This is a genomic window from Micromonospora siamensis, assembly GCF_900090305.1.
Taxonomy (GTDB): Bacteria; Actinomycetota; Actinomycetes; order Mycobacteriales; family Micromonosporaceae; genus Micromonospora; species Micromonospora siamensis.
Genome location: NZ_LT607751.1, coordinates 2,893,619 through 2,909,639, shown reverse-complemented (window position 1 = coordinate 2,909,639; position 16,021 = coordinate 2,893,619). Strand labels below are relative to the sequence as shown.

Genomic DNA, 16,021 nt, shown 5'->3' with positions numbered 1-16,021 from the left:
CCTCCCGATCAGCCGGCGGTCCGCAGTTTCGGCAGCACCTCGGCGCCGAAGGCGTCGATGAACGCCCGCTGCTCCTGCCCGACGTGGTGCAGCGCGATCTGGTCGAAGCCTAGCTCGACGTACTCCTCCAGCCAGCCGACGTGCCGGCCCAGGTCGGCGGAGACGTTCACGGTCGAGGAGACCTTCTCCATCGGCACCTGCTCGCTGACCGCGTCGAAGTGCTCGGCGGTGTCCAGGTCCCAGCAGACCGGCGGCGGGAAGACGTTGCTGCGCCACTGGTCGTACGCGATGGCCTCGGCCTGGTCCTGGTCGGGCGCCCAGCTGACGTGCACCTGGAGGTGCAGCGGCCCCCGCCCGCCGGCCTCCCGGTAGGCGTCGATCATCTGCCGCAGGTGCTCGATCGGCGCGTTGACGGTGATCAGGCCGTCGGCCCAGTCGGCGACCCACCGGGCGGTCTCGACGCTGACCGCCGCGCCGATCAGGGCGGGCGGCTGCTCGGGGCGGGTCCAGAGCTTGGCGCGGTCCACCCGGACCAGGCCGTCGTGGCTGACCTCCTCGCCGGCGAGCAGCGCCCGGATCACGTCGACGCTCTCGCGCAGCCGCGCGTTGCGCAGCTCCTTGCGCGGCCAGCCGTCGCCGGTGATGTGCTCGTTGCTCGCCTCGCCGCTGCCCAGCGCGGCCCAGAACCGGCCCGGGTACATGGCGCCGAGGGTGCCGATGGCCTGGGCGATGATCGCCGGGTGGTACCGCTGGCCGGGGGCGTTGACCACGCCGAAGGAGAGGTTGGTGGCCTGCAGCGCCGCGCCCAGCCACGACCAGGCGAAGGCCGACTGGCCCTGCCGCGCGCTCCAGGGTGAGAAGTGGTCCGAGGACATGGCGGCCCCGAAGCCCGCCCGTTCGGCGTGGATCACCGCCTCCAGCAGCTTGGTCGGGTGGATCTGCTCGTGGGAAGCGTGGAAGCCGAACACCGTCATGGCCGCACCTCCTACCCAACCCGCCCGCAACGTAAGCAGGCCCCCGGCGCGAACCGGGAGCCTGCTGACGACGGAGGGCTACTCGGAGTGCGCGCCGGCGCCGGCGACGGCCTCGCCCTCGCCGATCCAGACCGTCTTGGTGTTGCAGAACTCCCGCATGCCCACCGCGGACAGTTCCCGGCCGTAGCCGGAGTTCTTCACCCCGCCGAACGGCAGCTCCGGATAGGACGTGGTCATCCCGTTGATGAAGACGTTGCCGGCGTCCAGGTCGGTGGCGAAGCGCTCCTGCTCGGCCGGGTCGGTGGTCCAGGCGTTGGAACCCAGCCCGAAGGAGGTGCCGTTGGCGATCTCGATGGCTTCGGAGTAGGAGTTCGCCCGGTAGAGGCCGGCGACCGGGCCGAAGACCTCCTCGGACCACATCCGCATCTCGGGCTTCAGGTCGGTGACCACGGTCGGCGGATAGAACCAGCCGTCGCCGTCGGGCTTCTCGCCGCCGCAGAGCACCGTCGCGCCGTTGTCGACCGCGTCGCTCACCTGGTCGTGGATCTCGTCGCGGCCCCGCTCGCTGGCCAGCGGCCCGACGTCGGTGTTCTCGTCCATCGGGTCGCCGACCCGCAGCGCGGACATCCGGGCGGCGAACTTCTCGGCGAACGCGTCGAAGACATCGGTGTGCACGATGAACCGCTTCGCGGCGATGCAGGACTGGCCGTTGTTCTGGCAGCGGGCGGTGGTGGCCACCTCGGCGGCCTTGTCCAGGTCGGCCGAGGGCATCACCACGAACGGGTCGCTGCCGCCCAGTTCCAGCACCGTCTTCTTCAGCTCCCGGCCGGCGATCTGGGCGATCGACCGGCCGGCGGCCTCGCTGCCGGTGAGGGTGGCCGCGCGGACCCGGGGGTCGGCGAGGATCCGCTCCACCGCGTCCGAGCCGACCAACAGGGTGCCGAACGCGCCCTCCGGGAAGCCGGCCCGGCGGAACACGTCCTCCAGGTAGAGCGCGGTCTGCGGCACGTTGGAGGCGTGCTTGAGCAGGCCGGTGTTGCCGGCCATCAGGGCCGGCGCGGCGAACCGCATCACCTGCCAGAGCGGGAAGTTCCACGGCATCACCGCGAGCACCGGCCCGATCGGCTGGTAGCGGACGAACGCCCGGGTCGCCTTCACCGCGCCCGCGTCGGCCGGTTCGTCGGCCAGCATCTTCTCCGCGTTGGCGGCGTAGAAGCGGCAGGCGGTGGCGCATTTGGTGACCTCGGCCTTCGCGGCCGCGTATGTCTTGCCCATCTCGGTGGTCATCAGCCGGGCGGTGGCGTCCCGCTCGGCGTCGAGCAGGTCGGCGGCGGCGTTGAGCCACTGCGCCCGCTGCGCGTACGTCGTGTCGTGCAACTGCCGGAACGCGAGGTGCGCCCGCTCGATGGCGGCGTCGACCTGTTCGTCCGACATCGGGTCGTACGTCTTGAGCACCTGTCCGGTGGCGGGGTTGGTGGTGGCGATGGGCATCGTGTCGTACTCCTGTCACTCGAACAGTGAGTGCCGCGCGCCCGGCTGCTCGCGGTGCCGGGCGGCGCGGCGGCGCTGCACGACGACCAGGTCGACCACGGCGACCAGGGCGAACAGCGCGCAGACCACGCCGAGCCACACCACGTGCGCCCGGAACGCCAGCACGGCGAAGAGGGTCATGGTGACCAGACCGAACGCCGCCAGCGCCAGGCGCAGGTTCAGCGCGCTGTACGCGTGCCCGACCGTCCCGCGGGCGCGCCGGGGCTGGGATCTCGTCATTGCATCGGGCTACCCCCGCTGGTGCCGCCCTAACCGGTGCGCCGCCCCGAGCCGGTGATCCCCGCCACCGCCCGGGATGAGCCGCCCGGTGCGTTGCGTTACAACCCTGCGCCGTGACCGGGCCCGAACCGACGCCGACCGGAAGGATGAGGGCATGACCATGACCCAGACGATGCCGGTGACCGTCGCGATCGCCCGACGCGCCGATCCCGCCCGCAGCCACGAGATGATCGCGTGGATGCGGGCCGGCAGCGCGCTGGCCGAGGGCTTCCCCGGCTTCCTGGGCGTGGGCTGGGTGCAGAGCGCCCCGGGCTCGCCCGAGTGGCACATGCTCTACCGCTTCGCCGACGACGAGACGCTGCGCCGCTGGGAGGAGTCGCCCCAGCGCACCTGGTGGCTGACCTCCGCGCAGGGCATCGTCGAGCACACCCGGGTGGAGCGGCGTACCGGCATCGAGGGCTGGTTCGACGCCCCGGTCGACCACGTCGTCGAGACCCTCGCGGCCGAGCCGGCGGTGCCGCCGGCCCCGCCCCGGTGGAAGCAGGCGGTGACGATCTGGCTGGCCTTCTTCCCGCTGAGCCTGACCGCCACCCTGCTGACCGCCCGGTTCATCCCCGACGTGCCGCTGGCCGCCCGGACCCTGCTGATGACCCTCTGCCTGACGCCGCTGATGACCTACCTGGTGCTGCCCCGGATCACCCGGGCCCTGCACTGGTGGCTGCACGGCCAGCCGGCGCCGTGGCGGGCCGCCCGCCGCTGATCCCACCCGTCCACCGGGCAACCTCTCGACAGCCGTCGATCGACCGCATAGGGTTACCCCGCCGTTGCTCTCCGCACCGAACTGGGGTGGACCATGCCACGTCGCTGGGTCGCCGCCGTCGCCTGCCTCGCGGCGCTCGTCGCCCTCGCCTGCGAGGGCGGTCAGGCGTCTCCCCGCCCGTCCCGCGACCCCGGCCGGCCGGGCCTGCCCGTCAGCATGTCGGCGCTGGGTGACTCGATCACCGCCGGCTTCGGCTCCTGCGTGGTGCTCACCTCGTGCCAGCGCAACTCCTGGTCCACCGGGGACGGCCTGCGGATAGACAGCCACTACCAGCGACTGCTGGAGATCGATCCGGCGCTGCGCGGCCGGGCCCACAACCGCTCCGCGCCCGGGGCCCGGGCCACCGCGCTCACCGGGCAGGCCGAGGCGGCGGTCCGCGACCGCGCCGACTACGTGACCGTGCTGATCGGGGCCAACGACGCCTGCCGGGGCGGCATCGACCAGATGACCCCGGTGGCCACCTTCCGCGACCAGGTCGACCGGGCGCTGCGGGTGCTGCGCAAGGGCCGACCCAAGGCGCGGGTGCTGGTGGTCAGCATCCCCGACCTCTACCGGCTCTGGCAGGTCGGGCACACCGACGACCGGGCCGTGCGCGCCTGGCGGTACGGCGTCTGCCCGGCCCTGTTGGCCGACCCCACCTCGACCGCGCCCGCGGCGGTCGCCCGCCGGGCCACCTTCCGGCAGCGGATCGACGACTACGACGCGCAGCTGCGGGCGGCCTGCCGGGCGTACGGGTCACGCTGCCGGCACGACGGCGGGGCCGTGCACCGGGTGCGGTTCTCCCTGGACCTGGTCAACAAGCTGGACTGGTTCCACCCCAACGCCACCGGCCAGCGCCGGCTCGCCGAGGCGACCTGGCGCTCCGCCGGCTGGGCCGACTGACCGGCCGCCGCCGGCCGGGCCGACCGGCCGCTGCCGCGGCTATGCCGACGTACCGTCACGCGGTGTCGGCACGGGCGGCGCCCCGGCCCGGTAGAGGGTGCGGGCGCGGGCGGCCAGGTCGGTGGTGGCCGACGAGTTGGCCCAGGTGCCCAGGACGATGGCTGCCCCGGGGATGACCTTGGCGGCGACCCGCTTGGCGGCGCGCACCCCGGCCATCTGCGCCAGGCGTACGCCCAGCCGCAGCATGGCCCGACCCAGCGGGCCCTGCCCGCCGGCGCCGAAGAGCGCTCCGGCGCGCTCCCGCCCGGCGGCCACCCCGAGGGCGAGCCGGGCACTCTCGGCGACCTTGTGCACCTTCTGCAGCACCAGCAGGTCGGTGGCCCGGTCCGGGTGCTCGGGATCCACCCCGTACGCGGCGGCGACGTGCAGCACCATCCGGGCCTGGGTCCAGGCCAGCACCCCCACGTCGATCACGGCGCCGGGCAGCCCCGCGGCGCCGGAAACCGCGCCGGAGAACCGGGCGTGGTTGACGAACCGGCGGACGGCCTGCTCGGCCAACTCCTCGGCGGAGACACCGGGCCGGTCGGCCCGGGCCCGTCGCGCCCAGCGGGCGGCTTCCGGCCCGAGCCGGCGTACCGCCTCCAGGGCGAGGTGCTCCGGGGCGTACTGCGGGTCGTCCCGCATCCGGTCCCAGAGCCGGGCCGGTGGGGCGTCGGGCGCGTCCGTGCCGTCGGCCGGCGCCGGGCCGGCAGCGGGCGGCACGACGGGGTCGGTCGGCGCGGCGTCCCGGCCGGTGGGCGGTTCGACGGACGCGGAGTCGGTCACGGATGCTCCCGGAGGTCGAGGGACGGCTGCGCCGTGGTCAGCGGCGGCGAGAAGACAGCCGGGTGGCGAGCTGCCGCAGCCGGGCCTGGTTCTCCGGCTTGGCCATCTCCCGCCGGCCGCGCTCGACCAGCTGCTGCCCGCGGGGCGAGCGCAGGAACGTGCTGATCCGTCGCACCAGTGCTGACATGTCGACCTCCTGTGGGTTGCTCCTCATCATGTGTACCCCGCGGAGACAACGCTCAAGCGTCCACAGTGGCCAGATGCGGGCCCCGGTCAGTTCCGACGCGGGTAGATCGCGTCGACCACCTCGGTGGCCGCCCACTCCCACTGCGCGTACGCGTCGGGGAAGGCCGAGACCTGGACGATCTGCGCGGCCACGGTGACCGGCATGTCCTGCCAGCCGGGGACCTGGAGCAGCACGGCGAGGAACGCCTGGGTGGCGAACTCGGGGTCCATCAGCTGCTCGACGGTGCCCCAGCCGCTGCTCGGCCGCTGCTGGAACAGCCCGACCGAGTCGTGGTCCCAGCCGATCGCCTGGTGCGGGTAGTCCTGCGACTCGGGCAGCACGCCGCTGGCGTAGTTGAGCAGGGTGCTCTCCTGCATGGCGGTGGCCACCGCGATCACCATCGCCTGCCGCGGCACGCCCATCTTCTTGGCGGCGCGCACGATCGCCTTGGCGTTGTCCATCTGCGTCTCGTCGAGACCGGCGACCGGGGCGGCGTCGACCAGGACCGGCTTCGGCCGGGGCTTCGGCTTGACCTTGGGCTTCGGCTTCTTGGTGGCGGTGGGCTTCTTGGTGGCGGTGGGCTTCTTGGTCGGCGTCGGGGAGACGTCCGGGTCCGGGGTCGAGGTGGCGGTCGCGGAGGGCCGGGGCGAGGGCGGGGCGGCCACGGCGGCCCGCTCCAGTCCGCGGGAGGCCGGCTCGGCGGCGGCCCGCTCGGCCTGCTCGGCGAGCCCGACGGTCCGGCCGACCTGGTCGGTCAGGCCACCACCGAACTGGGTGACGCCGGCAGCGGCGCCGAGGCAGCAGACCAGGCCGGTGGCCACGGCCACCCGGGCGCGCACGGGGCGCCCGGTGGCGCCGGCGGGGTTAGTCCGCTGGGCGGAACGGGTACGGGGGAGCAGGCGGCCGAGGATCCGGCCCTGGCGGGGGTCACGGGAAGCGCCGGTCCGATCGGACGAGGGGATGTCGTCCGAACGGCCAGTCGTGCCTTCGGGGGCGTACTGGTCGTCGAGGGTGCCGTCGTCACGCATTCGACGAGGCTAGGCGGAGATCCGCATGATCACGGTGGGTGATCACGTGGCGCTGAACACAAACAAGACCCCGCAAGCTCGGCAGACCGCCACTTACGCCCGCACAACCTGCCAAACCGCCCGGGTCGGGCCAACCGGTCAACCGCCCCGCCGAGGGGCGGCGCAGGCAGGAAGCACGCTCGCCGGCACTCGACCGGTCAAGATCACCCGCATCGGTCGTACGGCTGACCACCTGTCGGCCCGTACGGTGGATGTCTCGCCATCCACGGCTCCGGCCACGTGGTCGGCGGCCCGGTGGGACGGCCCGACGGCCGGTGATCGGCGCCTGATGGAATGGATCAGGATTGCGGGTGGTTCCCCGAACCGGGTGCCGTTCCCGCGCGGCGCCCGTACGCGCGTTTCCCAGGAGGTCCCTACCGGTGCTCGACCCACACGAGCTCTACCAGCTCACCGACGACCTGCCCGACCTCGGCCAACCCGTGCTCATCCAGGCCCTGACCGGCTTCGTCGACGCGGGCAACGCCACCCGGCTGGCGCGCGAGCAGTTGCTCACCTCGCTGGAGGCGCGCCCCATCGCCACCTTCGACGTCGACCAGCTCTTCGACTACCGCTCCCGGCGCCCGGTGATGACCTTCGTCGAGGACCACTGGGAGCACTACGACGCCCCCGAACTCACACTGCACCTGTTGCACGACGACGACGAGACGCCCTTCCTGCTGCTCACCGGCCCCGAGCCGGACCTCCAGTGGGAGCGGTTCGCCGCCGCCGTGGCCGGGCTCACCGCCCGCCTCGACGTCCGGCTCACCGTCGGGCTCAACTCGATCCCGATGGCCGTGCCGCACACCCGGCCCACCGGGCTCACCGCGCACGCCACCCGCCCGGAGCTGATCGCCGGCTACGAGCCGTGGCTGCAGCGGGTACAGGTGCCCGGCAGCATCGGCCACCTGCTGGAGTACCGGCTCGGCCAGCAGGGCCGCGACGCGCTCGGCTTCGCCGCCCACGTGCCGCACTACGTGGCCCAGGCCGAGTACCCGGCCGCCGCCGAGGTGCTGCTCAGCTCGGTGTCGCGCAGCACCGGCCTGCTGCTGCCGCACGACGGCCTGCGGGCCGCCGCCGAGGTGGTCCGGGTCGAGATCGACCGCCAGGTCGCCCAGACCGACGACGCCGCCGCCCTGGTCCAGGCGCTGGAGGAGCAGTACGACGCGTTCGCCCGCGGGCGCGGCGAGAAGAACCTGCTGGCCGCCGAGAACGGGCCGCTGCCCACCGCCGACGAGCTCGGCGCCGAGCTGGAACGCTTCCTGGCCGAGCAGAGCCGCCCCAACGACGCGCCGGGCAGCTGATCGTCGCGGAGGGTCCCCCCGGCGTCGGGGGGACCCTCCGTCGTGCCGGGCGGCGGGCGGGCCGCCGATGCGGCAGGCTGGACCCATGCGCCTGGCGACCTGGAACGTCAACTCGGTGAAGGCCCGACTGCCCCGGCTGCTGGACTGGCTCGCCGGCACCGCCCCGGACGTCGTCTGCCTCCAGGAGACCAAGTGCCCCGACGGGGCGTTCCCGGTCGCCGAGGTGGGCGAGCTGGGCTACACGGTGGCCAGCCACAGCGACGGCCGGTGGAACGGGGTGGCCATCCTGTCCCGGGTCGGGCTGGCCGACGTGACCGTCGGGTTCCCCGGCGAGCCCGGGTTCCCCGAGCCGGAGGCCCGCGCCATCTCCGCCACCTGCGACGGGCTGCGGGTCTGGTCGGTGTACGTGCCCAACGGCCGCTCCCCCGACGACCCGCACTACGCGTACAAGCTGGCCTGGTTCGCGGGCCTGCGGGACGCGCTGGAACCGGAACTCGCCGGTGGCCTGCCGGTGGCGGTCTGCGGCGACTTCAACGTCGCCCCCACCGACGCCGACGTGTGGGACCCGGCGCTGTTCCGGCACTCCACCCACGTCACCCCCGCCGAGCGGGCCGCCCTGGCCGCCCTGCGCGACCTCGGCCTGGACGACGTGGTGCCGACGCCGATGAAGGGTCCGCACCCCTACACCTACTGGGACTACCGGGCCGGCATGTTCCACCAGAACAAGGGCATGCGGATCGACCTGGTGTACGCCTCCGCCCCGTTCGCCCGCACGGTCCGCGCGGCCTACGTGGACCGGGAGGCCCGCAAGGGCAAGGGCCCCTCCGACCACGCCCCGATCGTGGTCGACGCCGACCTGGTGCCCGCCGTCGAACCGCTGTGAGCCGCTGCGCACCGGGCCGTGCCGGCTAGGGTGGGCGGATGGCAGTCGTGAAGATCAACGCGATCGACGTCCCGTCCGGCGCCGGCGAGGAGCTGGAACGACGGTTCGCGGCCCGGGCCGGCGCGGTGGAGAACTCCCCCGGCTTCCTCGGCTTCGAACTGCTGCGCCCGGTGGCCGGTGAAACCCGCTACTTCGTCTACACCCGCTGGGAGACGGAGGAGGCGTACCAGGCGTGGGCGGCCGGGCCGTCCCGGGCGGCGCACGCCGGCGGCGAGGGTGGCGAGCAGCGGCGACCGGTGGCCTCCGGCGCGACGCTGCTGGAGTTCGAGGTGGTCCAGCAGGTGACCGGCAAGGGCTGACGCTCCACCGGCGGGCGCCGCGCCGGCCGGACCTACGGGTCGTCGAGCCGTGCCGGCGGTCGGACGGCGACGCGCGGGCCGGACGGCGACGGTCAGGGGCGGCGGGTCTCGACCAGCGAGGCGAAGGCGATCACGTTGTCGGCGTAGCCGGTGTGCCCACCGACCCAGTCGCCGCCGCAGGTGATCAGACGCAGGCCGGGCGGCCCCTGGTCGCCGTACACCCGGTCGGCTGGGAGGTTGTCCTTGTCGAAGTACTCGACCGAGTCGACCTTGAAGACCACCACGCTGCGATCGGCCCGGGTCACCTCGATCCGGTCCCCCGGCTTCAGCTTGCGCAGGTCGTAGAAGACGGACGGACCGGTCTTGGTGTCCACGTGACCGACGATCACCGCCGGACCGGGCTCGCCGGGGGTCGGGCCGCGGTCGTACCAGCCGGTCTCGTTGTGCCGGCTCAGCGGCGGCACCGCGATGGTCCCGTCGGGGGCCTGGCCGACCGCGGAGACCGGCGCCGCCACCTTGATCGCCGGCACACTGAGCCGGATCGGGCGGCTGACCGGCAAGCGGGCCGGCTCTGGCGCCGCGACCGGAGCCCGTTCGGCCGTCCCGCCGCCGGTCAACCGGTCGAACGGGCCGGCGGTACGCCCCAGCCCCGCCCCGGTGGCGAAGATGCCGAACAACACCAGGACGATCGCCAGCGGCCCGGACCATGGGCGGCGGCCCCTACCCCGGTCCGGGCGGGAGCCGGCGCCCGTCGTCGGCGGGACCGGCGGTGGGGCGTCGGCGGGCCGGGCGGCCCGCTCGGGGGCGACCAGGTCCCGGCCGACCACCGGGCGGACCACGGAGGCCCGCCGGGCGGGAGACGGACGGGCGGCCGGCGGCGACGAGACCGGTTGCCACGCCCCTACCCAGCGGGCGGCCCGGGACAGCTGGCCCCGACTGGCGCCCGGTGGGCGGGATCGCAGGTCGCCGGGCGGGGGCGGCTGATCCACCGGCCACCAGGCGCCGCCGGCCGGACCCGCCGCCCGGGCCGATGGTGGGCCGTCGGACGTCGGTGCTTCCGCCCGGTCGGGGCGAGGTCCGACCCCGGCCCGGTCGGGGCGAGAACCGGCGGCCGTCCCGGCCCGCTCAGGGCGAGAACCGGCGATCGTCCCGGCCTGCTCAGGGCGAGAACCGGCGATCGTCCCGGCCTGCTCAGGGCGAGAACCGGCGATCGTCCCGGCCTGCTCGGCAGGGCTCGGCGACGAGGCCCGCGGTGACGGCTCCGGCTCCCAGATCGCCGCTGACGGCTCCGGGTGGCGAAACTGCGACCCGGACGGGTCGGGCTCCCAGATCGGGGCCGGCGCCTCGGTGTCGGGTATCTCCGGCCCGGGCTCCGCGCCGGTCACCGACCCGCGCTGCCGCCCGTCCGGGCGCGCCGGCCGTCGGGCTCGTGACCCGTACACCCGGCCCATGGGTCGCCCGGCGACCCGGTGCCCGGCCGGCCCGGCGGCGGCCGGGCGGGGCGATGCGTCGCCGGCCAGGGCGGGCGGCGTGGCGGCGGGCGGCGTGGCGGCGGGCGATGCGGCGGCGGGCGATGCGGCGGCGGGCGATGCGACGGCGGCCGGCGGATCCGCCGCGGAGCCGGGTGCCCCGACGGCCGGTGGGGCGGGCTCGGGCGGCGGGTCGGCGACCGGGAACGGGGAGGGACGCCGGCCGCGGGCCGGTGGCGGGGCGGTGGGCGACGCCACGGCGGGCCTCAGCGCCGGACGATGCCGCGAGGCCGGCGCCGGGCGGTCAGCCCCACGGCCACCCCGGCGACGGTGAGCGCCAACCCACCGGGAACGAGCAGCCCGCCCAGCCCTCCGGAGTCGGCGGTGCCGCCGAAGCCGGTCGCCGGGCCCCGGCTGGGTTGGTGAGTGGGCGGGTGAGTGGGCGGCCTCGTGGGCTGACGGGTCGGCGACGCGGTCGGGCGTACCGACTTGACCACCTGGAGCATGGTCGAGGCCGTCTCGCCGCCCCGGCACTCCAGCTTGACCCGGTAGTTCCCTGGCCGGGTGCGTTCGTGCACCATCGGGGAGGCGGTGAGCAGACCCCGCTGCGGCTGCACCTGGACCCGGCCGAAGGCGTCCGACACCGCGATCGCGGGCACCGAGTTCTCCCGGCAGCTCGCCCGGATGCCGACCAGGTAACCCGCCTCCACGGTCGCCGGGGTCACCTCGATGAAGATGATGTCGCCGGAGGACGGGGTCTCCTCGACGGGGGCCGGTTCGGCCCGGGCCGGCAGCGCGCGGGCGTTCGCCGGGGTGGCCGCCGACAGGGCGCCGGCCATCGCGGCGACCGCGACCGCCGCGCCGAGCCGCGTGACTGACCTCATGACCCCTCCCGGCGCCGTGGGCCGTACCGCGCAGCGGACCGCCCGTCCTGCCGTACGGGATGAATCCTCTCACCCCCGGCCGCCCACCACATCCGTTCCGGCGGAGCCGTCGCGTACGCTCGGTTCGCTGTGACCTCCACCGACCCGAACCCCGTTGCCGCGCGCCCGCCGGGCCCCGCGTCCCGCATCCGCACCTTCCACCCGCGCCGCGGCCGGATGAGCGGCCGGCAGACCGACGCGTTGGACCGGCTCTGGCCCACCTACGGCTTCGACATCACCGAGGAGTTGACCGGGCCGTTCGATCCGGCCGCGCTCTTCGGCCGTCGGGCCCCGGTGGTGCTGGAGATCGGCTCCGGGATGGGTGACGCGACGGCGGTGATGGCCGCCGCCGACCCGGGCCGAGACTATCTGGCGGTCGAGGTGCACACGCCCGGAATCGCCAACCTGCTGGACCTGGTGCAGCGGCAGGGGCTGGCCAACGTCCGGCTGGCGCAGGGCGACGCGCTGGACCTGGTCCGGGCGCTGCCGGAGGGCTCGCTGGACGCGGTGCACGTCTTCTTCCCCGATCCGTGGCCGAAGTCGAAGCACCACAAGCGGCGGATCATCCAGCCGGAGCACGTGGCGCTACTGCGCTCCCGGCTGGTCCCGGGCGGCACCCTGCACTGCGCCACCGACTGGGCGCAGTACGCCGAGTCGATGCGCGAGACGCTCACCGCCGACCCGGAGCTGGTCGACGTGCACGGCGGGTACGCTCCCCGCCCGGCGCACCGGCCGGTCACCAAGTTCGAGCGGCGGGCGCTGACCGCCGGCCGGCCGGTCTTCGACCTGGTCCACCGGCGGGTCGACGCGGCCCGGGGCTGACCCGCGGGGCGTACCCCGGCCGGGGCCGGCGCGGGCGCGGAGCCGGACAGGCGGGACGACGCGGGCGCCCGGCGGGCGTCGTGGCGGACCCGGTTGGCGCGAGGGGCCGTGATCCGGGCACGATGGGAGCCGCCATGACTCTCACCGCCGCGCTGCCGAAGACCGCCGACCCCGACACCCTCTACGACGCGTTCGCCACCTGGGCGTCCGAGCGCGGCCTCGACCTCTATCCCCACCAGGAGGAGGCGGTCATCGAGATCGTCTCCGGCGCGAACGTGATCATGAATACGCCGACCGGCTCGGGCAAGAGCCTGGTGGCGATCGCGGCGCACTTCGCGGCGCTGGCCGACGACCGCACCACCTTCTACACCGCGCCGATCAAGGCACTGGTGTCGGAGAAGTTCTTCGCCCTCTGCGAGGTCTTCGGCGCGGAGAACGTCGGCATGCTGACCGGCGACGCCAGCGTCAACGCCGACGCCCCGATCATCTGCTGCACGGCCGAGATCCTGGCGAACCTGGCGCTGCGCGAAGGCGCCCGGGCCGACGTCGGCCAGGTGATCATGGACGAGTTCCACTTCTACGCCGAGCCCGACCGGGGCTGGGCGTGGCAGGCGCCGATCATCGAGCTGCCGCAGGCGCAGTTCGTGCTGATGTCCGCCACCCTCGGCGACACCACCCGCTTCGTCGACGACCTGACCCGGCGTACCGGCCGGCCCACCGCCGTCGTCCGCTCGGCCGAGCGGCCGGTCCCGCTGATCTTCTCGTACGCGACCACGCCGCTGCACGAGACGCTCGAGGAGCTGCTGGAGACCAAGCAGGCCCCGGTGTACGTCGTGCACTTCACCCAGGCCGCCGCGCTGGAACGCGCCCAGGCGCTGATGAGCGTCAACGTGTGCAGCCGGGCCGAGAAGGACATGATCGCGAGTGCGATCGGGAACTTCCGGTTCACCTCCGGCTTCGGCAAGACGCTGTCCCGGCTGGTCCGGCACGGCATCGGCGTGCACCACGCCGGCATGCTGCCCAAGTACCGCCGGCTGGTGGAGACCCTGGCCCAGGCTGGCCTGCTCAAGGTCATCTGCGGTACGGACACCCTCGGCGTCGGCATCAACGTGCCGATCCGCACGGTGCTCTTCACCGGCCTGTCGAAGTACGACGGGGTGCGTACCCGGCTGCTCAAGGCCCGCGAGTTCCACCAGATCGCCGGCCGGGCCGGGCGGGCCGGCTTCGACACCATCGGCCGGGTCGTCGTGCAGGCCCCCGAGCACGTCATCGAGAACGAGAAGGCCCTCGCCAAGGCCGGCGACGACCCGAAGAAGCGCCGCAAGGTGGTCAAGAAGAAGCCGCCGGAGGGCTCCATCGGCTGGGGCGAGCCGACCTTCCAGCGGCTGGTCGACGCCGAGCCCGAGCCGTTGACCTCCAGCTTCCAGGTCAGCCACTCGATGCTGCTCAACGTGATCGGCCGCCCCGGCGACGCGTTCACCGCGATGCGGCACCTGCTCACCGACAACCACGAGGACGCTACCGCCCAGCGCCGGCACATCCGCCGGGCCATCGCCATCTACCGGGCGCTGCGCGCTGGCGGGGTGGTCGAGGAGCTGGCCGAGCCGGACGAGACCGGCCGCCGGGTCCGGCTCACCGTCGACCTCCAGCTCGACTTCGCGCTCAACCAGCCGCTCTCCCCGCTCGCGCTGGCCGCCATCGAGCTGCTCGACGTCGAGTCCCCGTCGTACGCCCTCGACGTGCTCAGCGTGATCGAGTCGATCCTCGACAACCCGCGGCAGATCCTGTCGGCGCAGCAGTTCAAGGCCCGCGGCGAGGCGGTCGCCGCGATGAAGGCCGAGGGCATCGAGTACGAGGCCCGGATCGAGCTGCTCGACGAGGTGACCTGGCCCAAGCCGCTCGCGGAGCTGCTGGACGGGGCGTACGAGATGTACCGCCGGGGGCACCCCTGGGTGGCCGACCACGAGCTCTCCCCCAAGTCGGTCGTCCGGGATATGTACGAGCGGGCCATGACCTTCGGGGAGTACGTCCAGTTCTACGGCCTGACCCGCTCCGAGGGGCTGGTGCTGCGCTACCTCGCCGACGCGTACAAGACGCTGCGGCAGACCGTCCCCGAGGACGCCAAGACCGAGGAGCTGGTCGACCTCATCGAGTGGCTGGGCGAGCTGGTCCGCCAGGTCGACTCCAGCCTGATCGACGAGTGGGAGCGGCTGCGCAACCCCTCCGACGTCGCCGACGCCGCCCAGGCCCACGCCTCCCTGGAGGAGAAGGTGCCGGCGGTCACCCGCAACGCCCGCGCGTTCCGGGTGCTGGTGCGCAACGCGCTGTTCCGCCGGGTCGAGCTGGCCGCCCTGCGCCGCTGGGACCTGCTCGGCGAGCTGGACGCGGCGAACGGATGGGACGCCGACGCCTGGGCGGACGCGCTGGAGCCGTACTTCGAGGCGTACGACTTGATCGGGGTGGGACCGGACGCGCGCGGGCCGGCGCTGCTGATGATCGAACAGGGCCGCGAGAAGTGGACCGTGCGGCAGATCCTGGACGACCCGGAGGACGACCACGACTGGGGCATCAGCGCCGAGGTCGACCTGGCCGCCTCCGACGAGGCCGGGGTGGCGGTCGTCCGGATCACCGACGTCGGCCAGCTCTGACCTCGGTCGACGCCTGTTACAGGTGTCCGAATTGGCCTGCTTCTCGCGTCACGGTCGGGTGGTCCCTGTCGTTTCTCCAATAGCGGGGACGACACTTCCGGAGCTCGGCGGGCGCCGGCGTGCCCGTCGAGCGAGGAGAGGGTATGGCTGGCAAACGGCAGATGGTGGACCTGTTGACCAGGCGGGTCGGTCCGCGCCTGACGGCGCGGATCGGCGGTGCCTACTACTCCGCGCGCGGAATCCCCTGCCGTGTGCGATACGACGATGGCGCCTGGATCCACCGGCATCCGACCGGCACCCTGGTGAACACCTTCCTCACGCCGCTCACGCCGGACCGGCAGGATCGAGAGGCTGAGGACTTCTTCCTCCACGCCTACCGGCCACAGCCGGGCGACACCGTCCTCGACGTCGGGGCCGGCATCGGCGGCGAGGTCCGTCTCTTCTCCCGACTGGTCGGGGAGCATGGCCGGGTCGTCGCGATCGAAGCGCATCCGCGCACGTTCGACTGCCTGCGTCGTACCGTCGCCCTCAACCGGCTGACCAACGTGACCCCGGTGGAGTGCGCGATCGTGGACACCCCGGGAACGGTCCACCTGGAGAATGACGACGACCAGGGACACGTGGTCAACGGATTGACCACCGACGCGTCGGCGGGTGTGCCGGTCCGCGGTCGCACCCTCGCGGAGGTCATGTCCGCGTACGACCTGCGTCGTGTCGACCTGCTCAAGATGAACATCGAGGGGGCGGAACTGCCGGCGCTTCGCGGGTCGGTGGAGGCCCTGAGCGCGGTGCGCCACCTGGCGGTCTCCTGCCACGACTTTCTGGCCGACCAGCCAGGACGGGAGTGGCAGCGCACCTTCAAGGGAGTGGTCGAGCTGTTACGCGGTGCTGGCTTCACCATTCGAACCCGGCCCGTCGACGGTCGCCCCTGGGTGCCGTACTACGTCTATGCGTCACGCACGCCACAGGTCGGTCTGCGGTCGTAACGATCCATCAGACTCGAAAAAGGGCCGCCCAGGATGTCCGGGCGGCCCTTTTTGTGCCCTGGGCGA

16 protein-coding genes are annotated in these 16,021 nt (G+C 73.7%); 8 read left to right on the top strand and 8 right to left on the bottom strand.

Annotated features, from left to right (window positions below; all coding sequences use genetic code 11):
• Positions 1 to 8: 8 nt before the first annotated feature.
• From GA0074704_RS13335 to GA0074704_RS13325, 3 genes are all read right to left on the bottom strand, one after another.
• Complete coding sequence (locus GA0074704_RS13335; RefSeq protein ID WP_088970805.1) at positions 9 to 974, bottom strand: TIGR03885 family FMN-dependent LLM class oxidoreductase; 966 nt, start codon at positions 972 to 974, stop codon at positions 9 to 11.
• A 78-nt stretch (positions 975 to 1,052) separates the two neighbouring features.
• Positions 1,053 to 2,465, bottom strand: a complete 1,413-nt coding sequence (locus GA0074704_RS13330; protein ID WP_088970804.1) for an NADP-dependent succinic semialdehyde dehydrogenase — start codon at positions 2,463 to 2,465, stop codon at positions 1,053 to 1,055.
• Between the two features lie 15 nt (positions 2,466 to 2,480).
• Positions 2,481 to 2,744 carry a DUF6343 family protein gene (locus tag GA0074704_RS13325; RefSeq protein ID WP_088970803.1) on the bottom strand — a complete coding sequence of 88 codons (264 nt, stop codon included), beginning with the start codon at positions 2,742 to 2,744 and terminating at the stop codon, positions 2,481 to 2,483.
• A 154-nt stretch (positions 2,745 to 2,898) separates the two neighbouring features.
• Here GA0074704_RS13325 and GA0074704_RS13320 point away from each other — a divergent pair, with 154 nt between their 5' ends.
• Positions 2,899 to 3,504: an antibiotic biosynthesis monooxygenase gene (locus GA0074704_RS13320; RefSeq protein ID WP_088970802.1), complete on the top strand. Its 606-nt coding sequence runs from the start codon at positions 2,899 to 2,901 to the stop codon at positions 3,502 to 3,504.
• 93 nt (positions 3,505 to 3,597) lie between these two features.
• On the top strand, positions 3,598 to 4,446 hold the full coding sequence (locus GA0074704_RS13315) for a GDSL-type esterase/lipase family protein (protein ID WP_088970801.1): 849 nt from the start codon (positions 3,598 to 3,600) through the stop codon (positions 4,444 to 4,446).
• Positions 4,447 to 4,485: 39 nt separating this feature from the next.
• Here GA0074704_RS13315 and GA0074704_RS13310 read toward each other — a convergent pair whose 3' ends face one another.
• From GA0074704_RS13310 to GA0074704_RS13305, 3 genes are all read right to left on the bottom strand, one after another.
• Positions 4,486 to 5,271, bottom strand: a complete 786-nt coding sequence (locus tag GA0074704_RS13310; protein WP_377470807.1) for a hypothetical protein — start codon at positions 5,269 to 5,271, stop codon at positions 4,486 to 4,488.
• 37 nt (positions 5,272 to 5,308) lie between these two features.
• On the bottom strand, positions 5,309 to 5,458 hold the full coding sequence (locus GA0074704_RS29050) for a hypothetical protein (RefSeq protein WP_172880539.1): 150 nt from the start codon (positions 5,456 to 5,458) through the stop codon (positions 5,309 to 5,311).
• A gap of 86 nt (positions 5,459 to 5,544) precedes the next feature.
• Positions 5,545 to 6,525: a peptidase M23 gene (locus GA0074704_RS13305; RefSeq protein WP_088970800.1), complete on the bottom strand. Its 981-nt coding sequence runs from the start codon at positions 6,523 to 6,525 to the stop codon at positions 5,545 to 5,547.
• Positions 6,526 to 6,944: 419 nt separating this feature from the next.
• On the opposite strand from GA0074704_RS13305, the gene GA0074704_RS13300 reads away from it, so the two are divergent.
• From GA0074704_RS13300 to GA0074704_RS13290, 3 genes are all read left to right on the top strand, one after another.
• Positions 6,945 to 7,865 carry a proteasome assembly chaperone family protein gene (locus tag GA0074704_RS13300; protein WP_088970799.1) on the top strand — a complete coding sequence of 307 codons (921 nt, stop codon included), beginning with the start codon at positions 6,945 to 6,947 and terminating at the stop codon, positions 7,863 to 7,865.
• Between the two features lie 85 nt (positions 7,866 to 7,950).
• Positions 7,951 to 8,748, top strand: coding sequence for an exodeoxyribonuclease III (locus GA0074704_RS13295; protein ID WP_088970798.1), 798 nt, complete (start codon positions 7,951 to 7,953; stop codon positions 8,746 to 8,748).
• A 38-nt stretch (positions 8,749 to 8,786) separates the two neighbouring features.
• Entirely contained in the window at positions 8,787 to 9,107 is a 321-nt protein-coding gene (locus GA0074704_RS13290; RefSeq protein ID WP_088970797.1) for an antibiotic biosynthesis monooxygenase family protein, read from the top strand.
• A 92-nt stretch (positions 9,108 to 9,199) separates the two neighbouring features.
• Here GA0074704_RS13290 and GA0074704_RS29420 read toward each other — a convergent pair whose 3' ends face one another.
• Both GA0074704_RS29420 and GA0074704_RS13280 read right to left on the bottom strand, forming a co-directional pair.
• Positions 9,200 to 9,802 (bottom strand): class F sortase, encoded by a 603-nt coding sequence (locus GA0074704_RS29420; protein WP_377470941.1) that lies wholly within the window; start codon positions 9,800 to 9,802, stop codon positions 9,200 to 9,202.
• Between the two features lie 1,040 nt (positions 9,803 to 10,842).
• A complete protein-coding gene (locus GA0074704_RS13280) occupies positions 10,843 to 11,460 on the bottom strand; it encodes a hypothetical protein (RefSeq protein ID WP_088970796.1) in 618 nt (205 codons plus the stop codon).
• 129 nt (positions 11,461 to 11,589) lie between these two features.
• Here GA0074704_RS13280 and trmB point away from each other — a divergent pair, with 129 nt between their 5' ends.
• The 3 genes from trmB to GA0074704_RS13265 all read left to right on the top strand — a co-directional run bounded on the left by trmB (position 11,590) and on the right by GA0074704_RS13265 (position 15,955).
• Entirely contained in the window at positions 11,590 to 12,321 is a 732-nt protein-coding gene (gene trmB, locus GA0074704_RS13275; RefSeq protein ID WP_088970795.1) for a tRNA (guanosine(46)-N7)-methyltransferase TrmB, read from the top strand.
• 134 nt (positions 12,322 to 12,455) lie between these two features.
• Positions 12,456 to 14,969, top strand: a complete 2,514-nt coding sequence (locus tag GA0074704_RS13270; protein ID WP_088970794.1) for a DEAD/DEAH box helicase — start codon at positions 12,456 to 12,458, stop codon at positions 14,967 to 14,969.
• A gap of 143 nt (positions 14,970 to 15,112) precedes the next feature.
• The gene (locus GA0074704_RS13265) at positions 15,113 to 15,955 is read left to right on the top strand and encodes an FkbM family methyltransferase (protein WP_088970793.1); all 843 of its coding nucleotides are present in this window, start codon (positions 15,113 to 15,115) and stop codon (positions 15,953 to 15,955) included.
• The last annotated feature ends 66 nt before the right edge of the window (positions 15,956 to 16,021 follow it).

Bases quoted from the DNA above. Each gene is read 5' to 3' on its own strand.
- GA0074704_RS13335 (WP_088970805.1), bottom strand. From the start codon at position 974: ATGACGGTGTTCGGCTTCCACGCTTCCCACGAGCAGATCCACCCGACC.
- GA0074704_RS13330 (WP_088970804.1), bottom strand. From the start codon at position 2,465: ATGCCCATCGCCACCACCAACCCCGCCACCGGACAGGTGCTCAAGACG.
- GA0074704_RS13325 (WP_088970803.1), bottom strand. From the start codon at position 2,744: ATGACGAGATCCCAGCCCCGGCGCGCCCGCGGGACGGTCGGGCACGCG.
- GA0074704_RS13320 (WP_088970802.1), top strand. From the start codon at position 2,899: ATGACCATGACCCAGACGATGCCGGTGACCGTCGCGATCGCCCGACGC.
- GA0074704_RS13315 (WP_088970801.1), top strand. From the start codon at position 3,598: ATGCCACGTCGCTGGGTCGCCGCCGTCGCCTGCCTCGCGGCGCTCGTC.
- GA0074704_RS29050 (WP_172880539.1), bottom strand. From the start codon at position 5,458: ATGTCAGCACTGGTGCGACGGATCAGCACGTTCCTGCGCTCGCCCCGC.
- GA0074704_RS13305 (WP_088970800.1), bottom strand. From the start codon at position 6,525: ATGCGTGACGACGGCACCCTCGACGACCAGTACGCCCCCGAAGGCACG.
- GA0074704_RS13295 (WP_088970798.1), top strand. From the start codon at position 7,951: ATGCGCCTGGCGACCTGGAACGTCAACTCGGTGAAGGCCCGACTGCCC.
- GA0074704_RS13290 (WP_088970797.1), top strand. From the start codon at position 8,787: ATGGCAGTCGTGAAGATCAACGCGATCGACGTCCCGTCCGGCGCCGGC.
- GA0074704_RS13280 (WP_088970796.1), bottom strand. From the start codon at position 11,460: ATGAGGTCAGTCACGCGGCTCGGCGCGGCGGTCGCGGTCGCCGCGATG.
- GA0074704_RS13270 (WP_088970794.1), top strand. From the start codon at position 12,456: ATGACTCTCACCGCCGCGCTGCCGAAGACCGCCGACCCCGACACCCTC.
- GA0074704_RS13265 (WP_088970793.1), top strand. From the start codon at position 15,113: ATGGCTGGCAAACGGCAGATGGTGGACCTGTTGACCAGGCGGGTCGGT.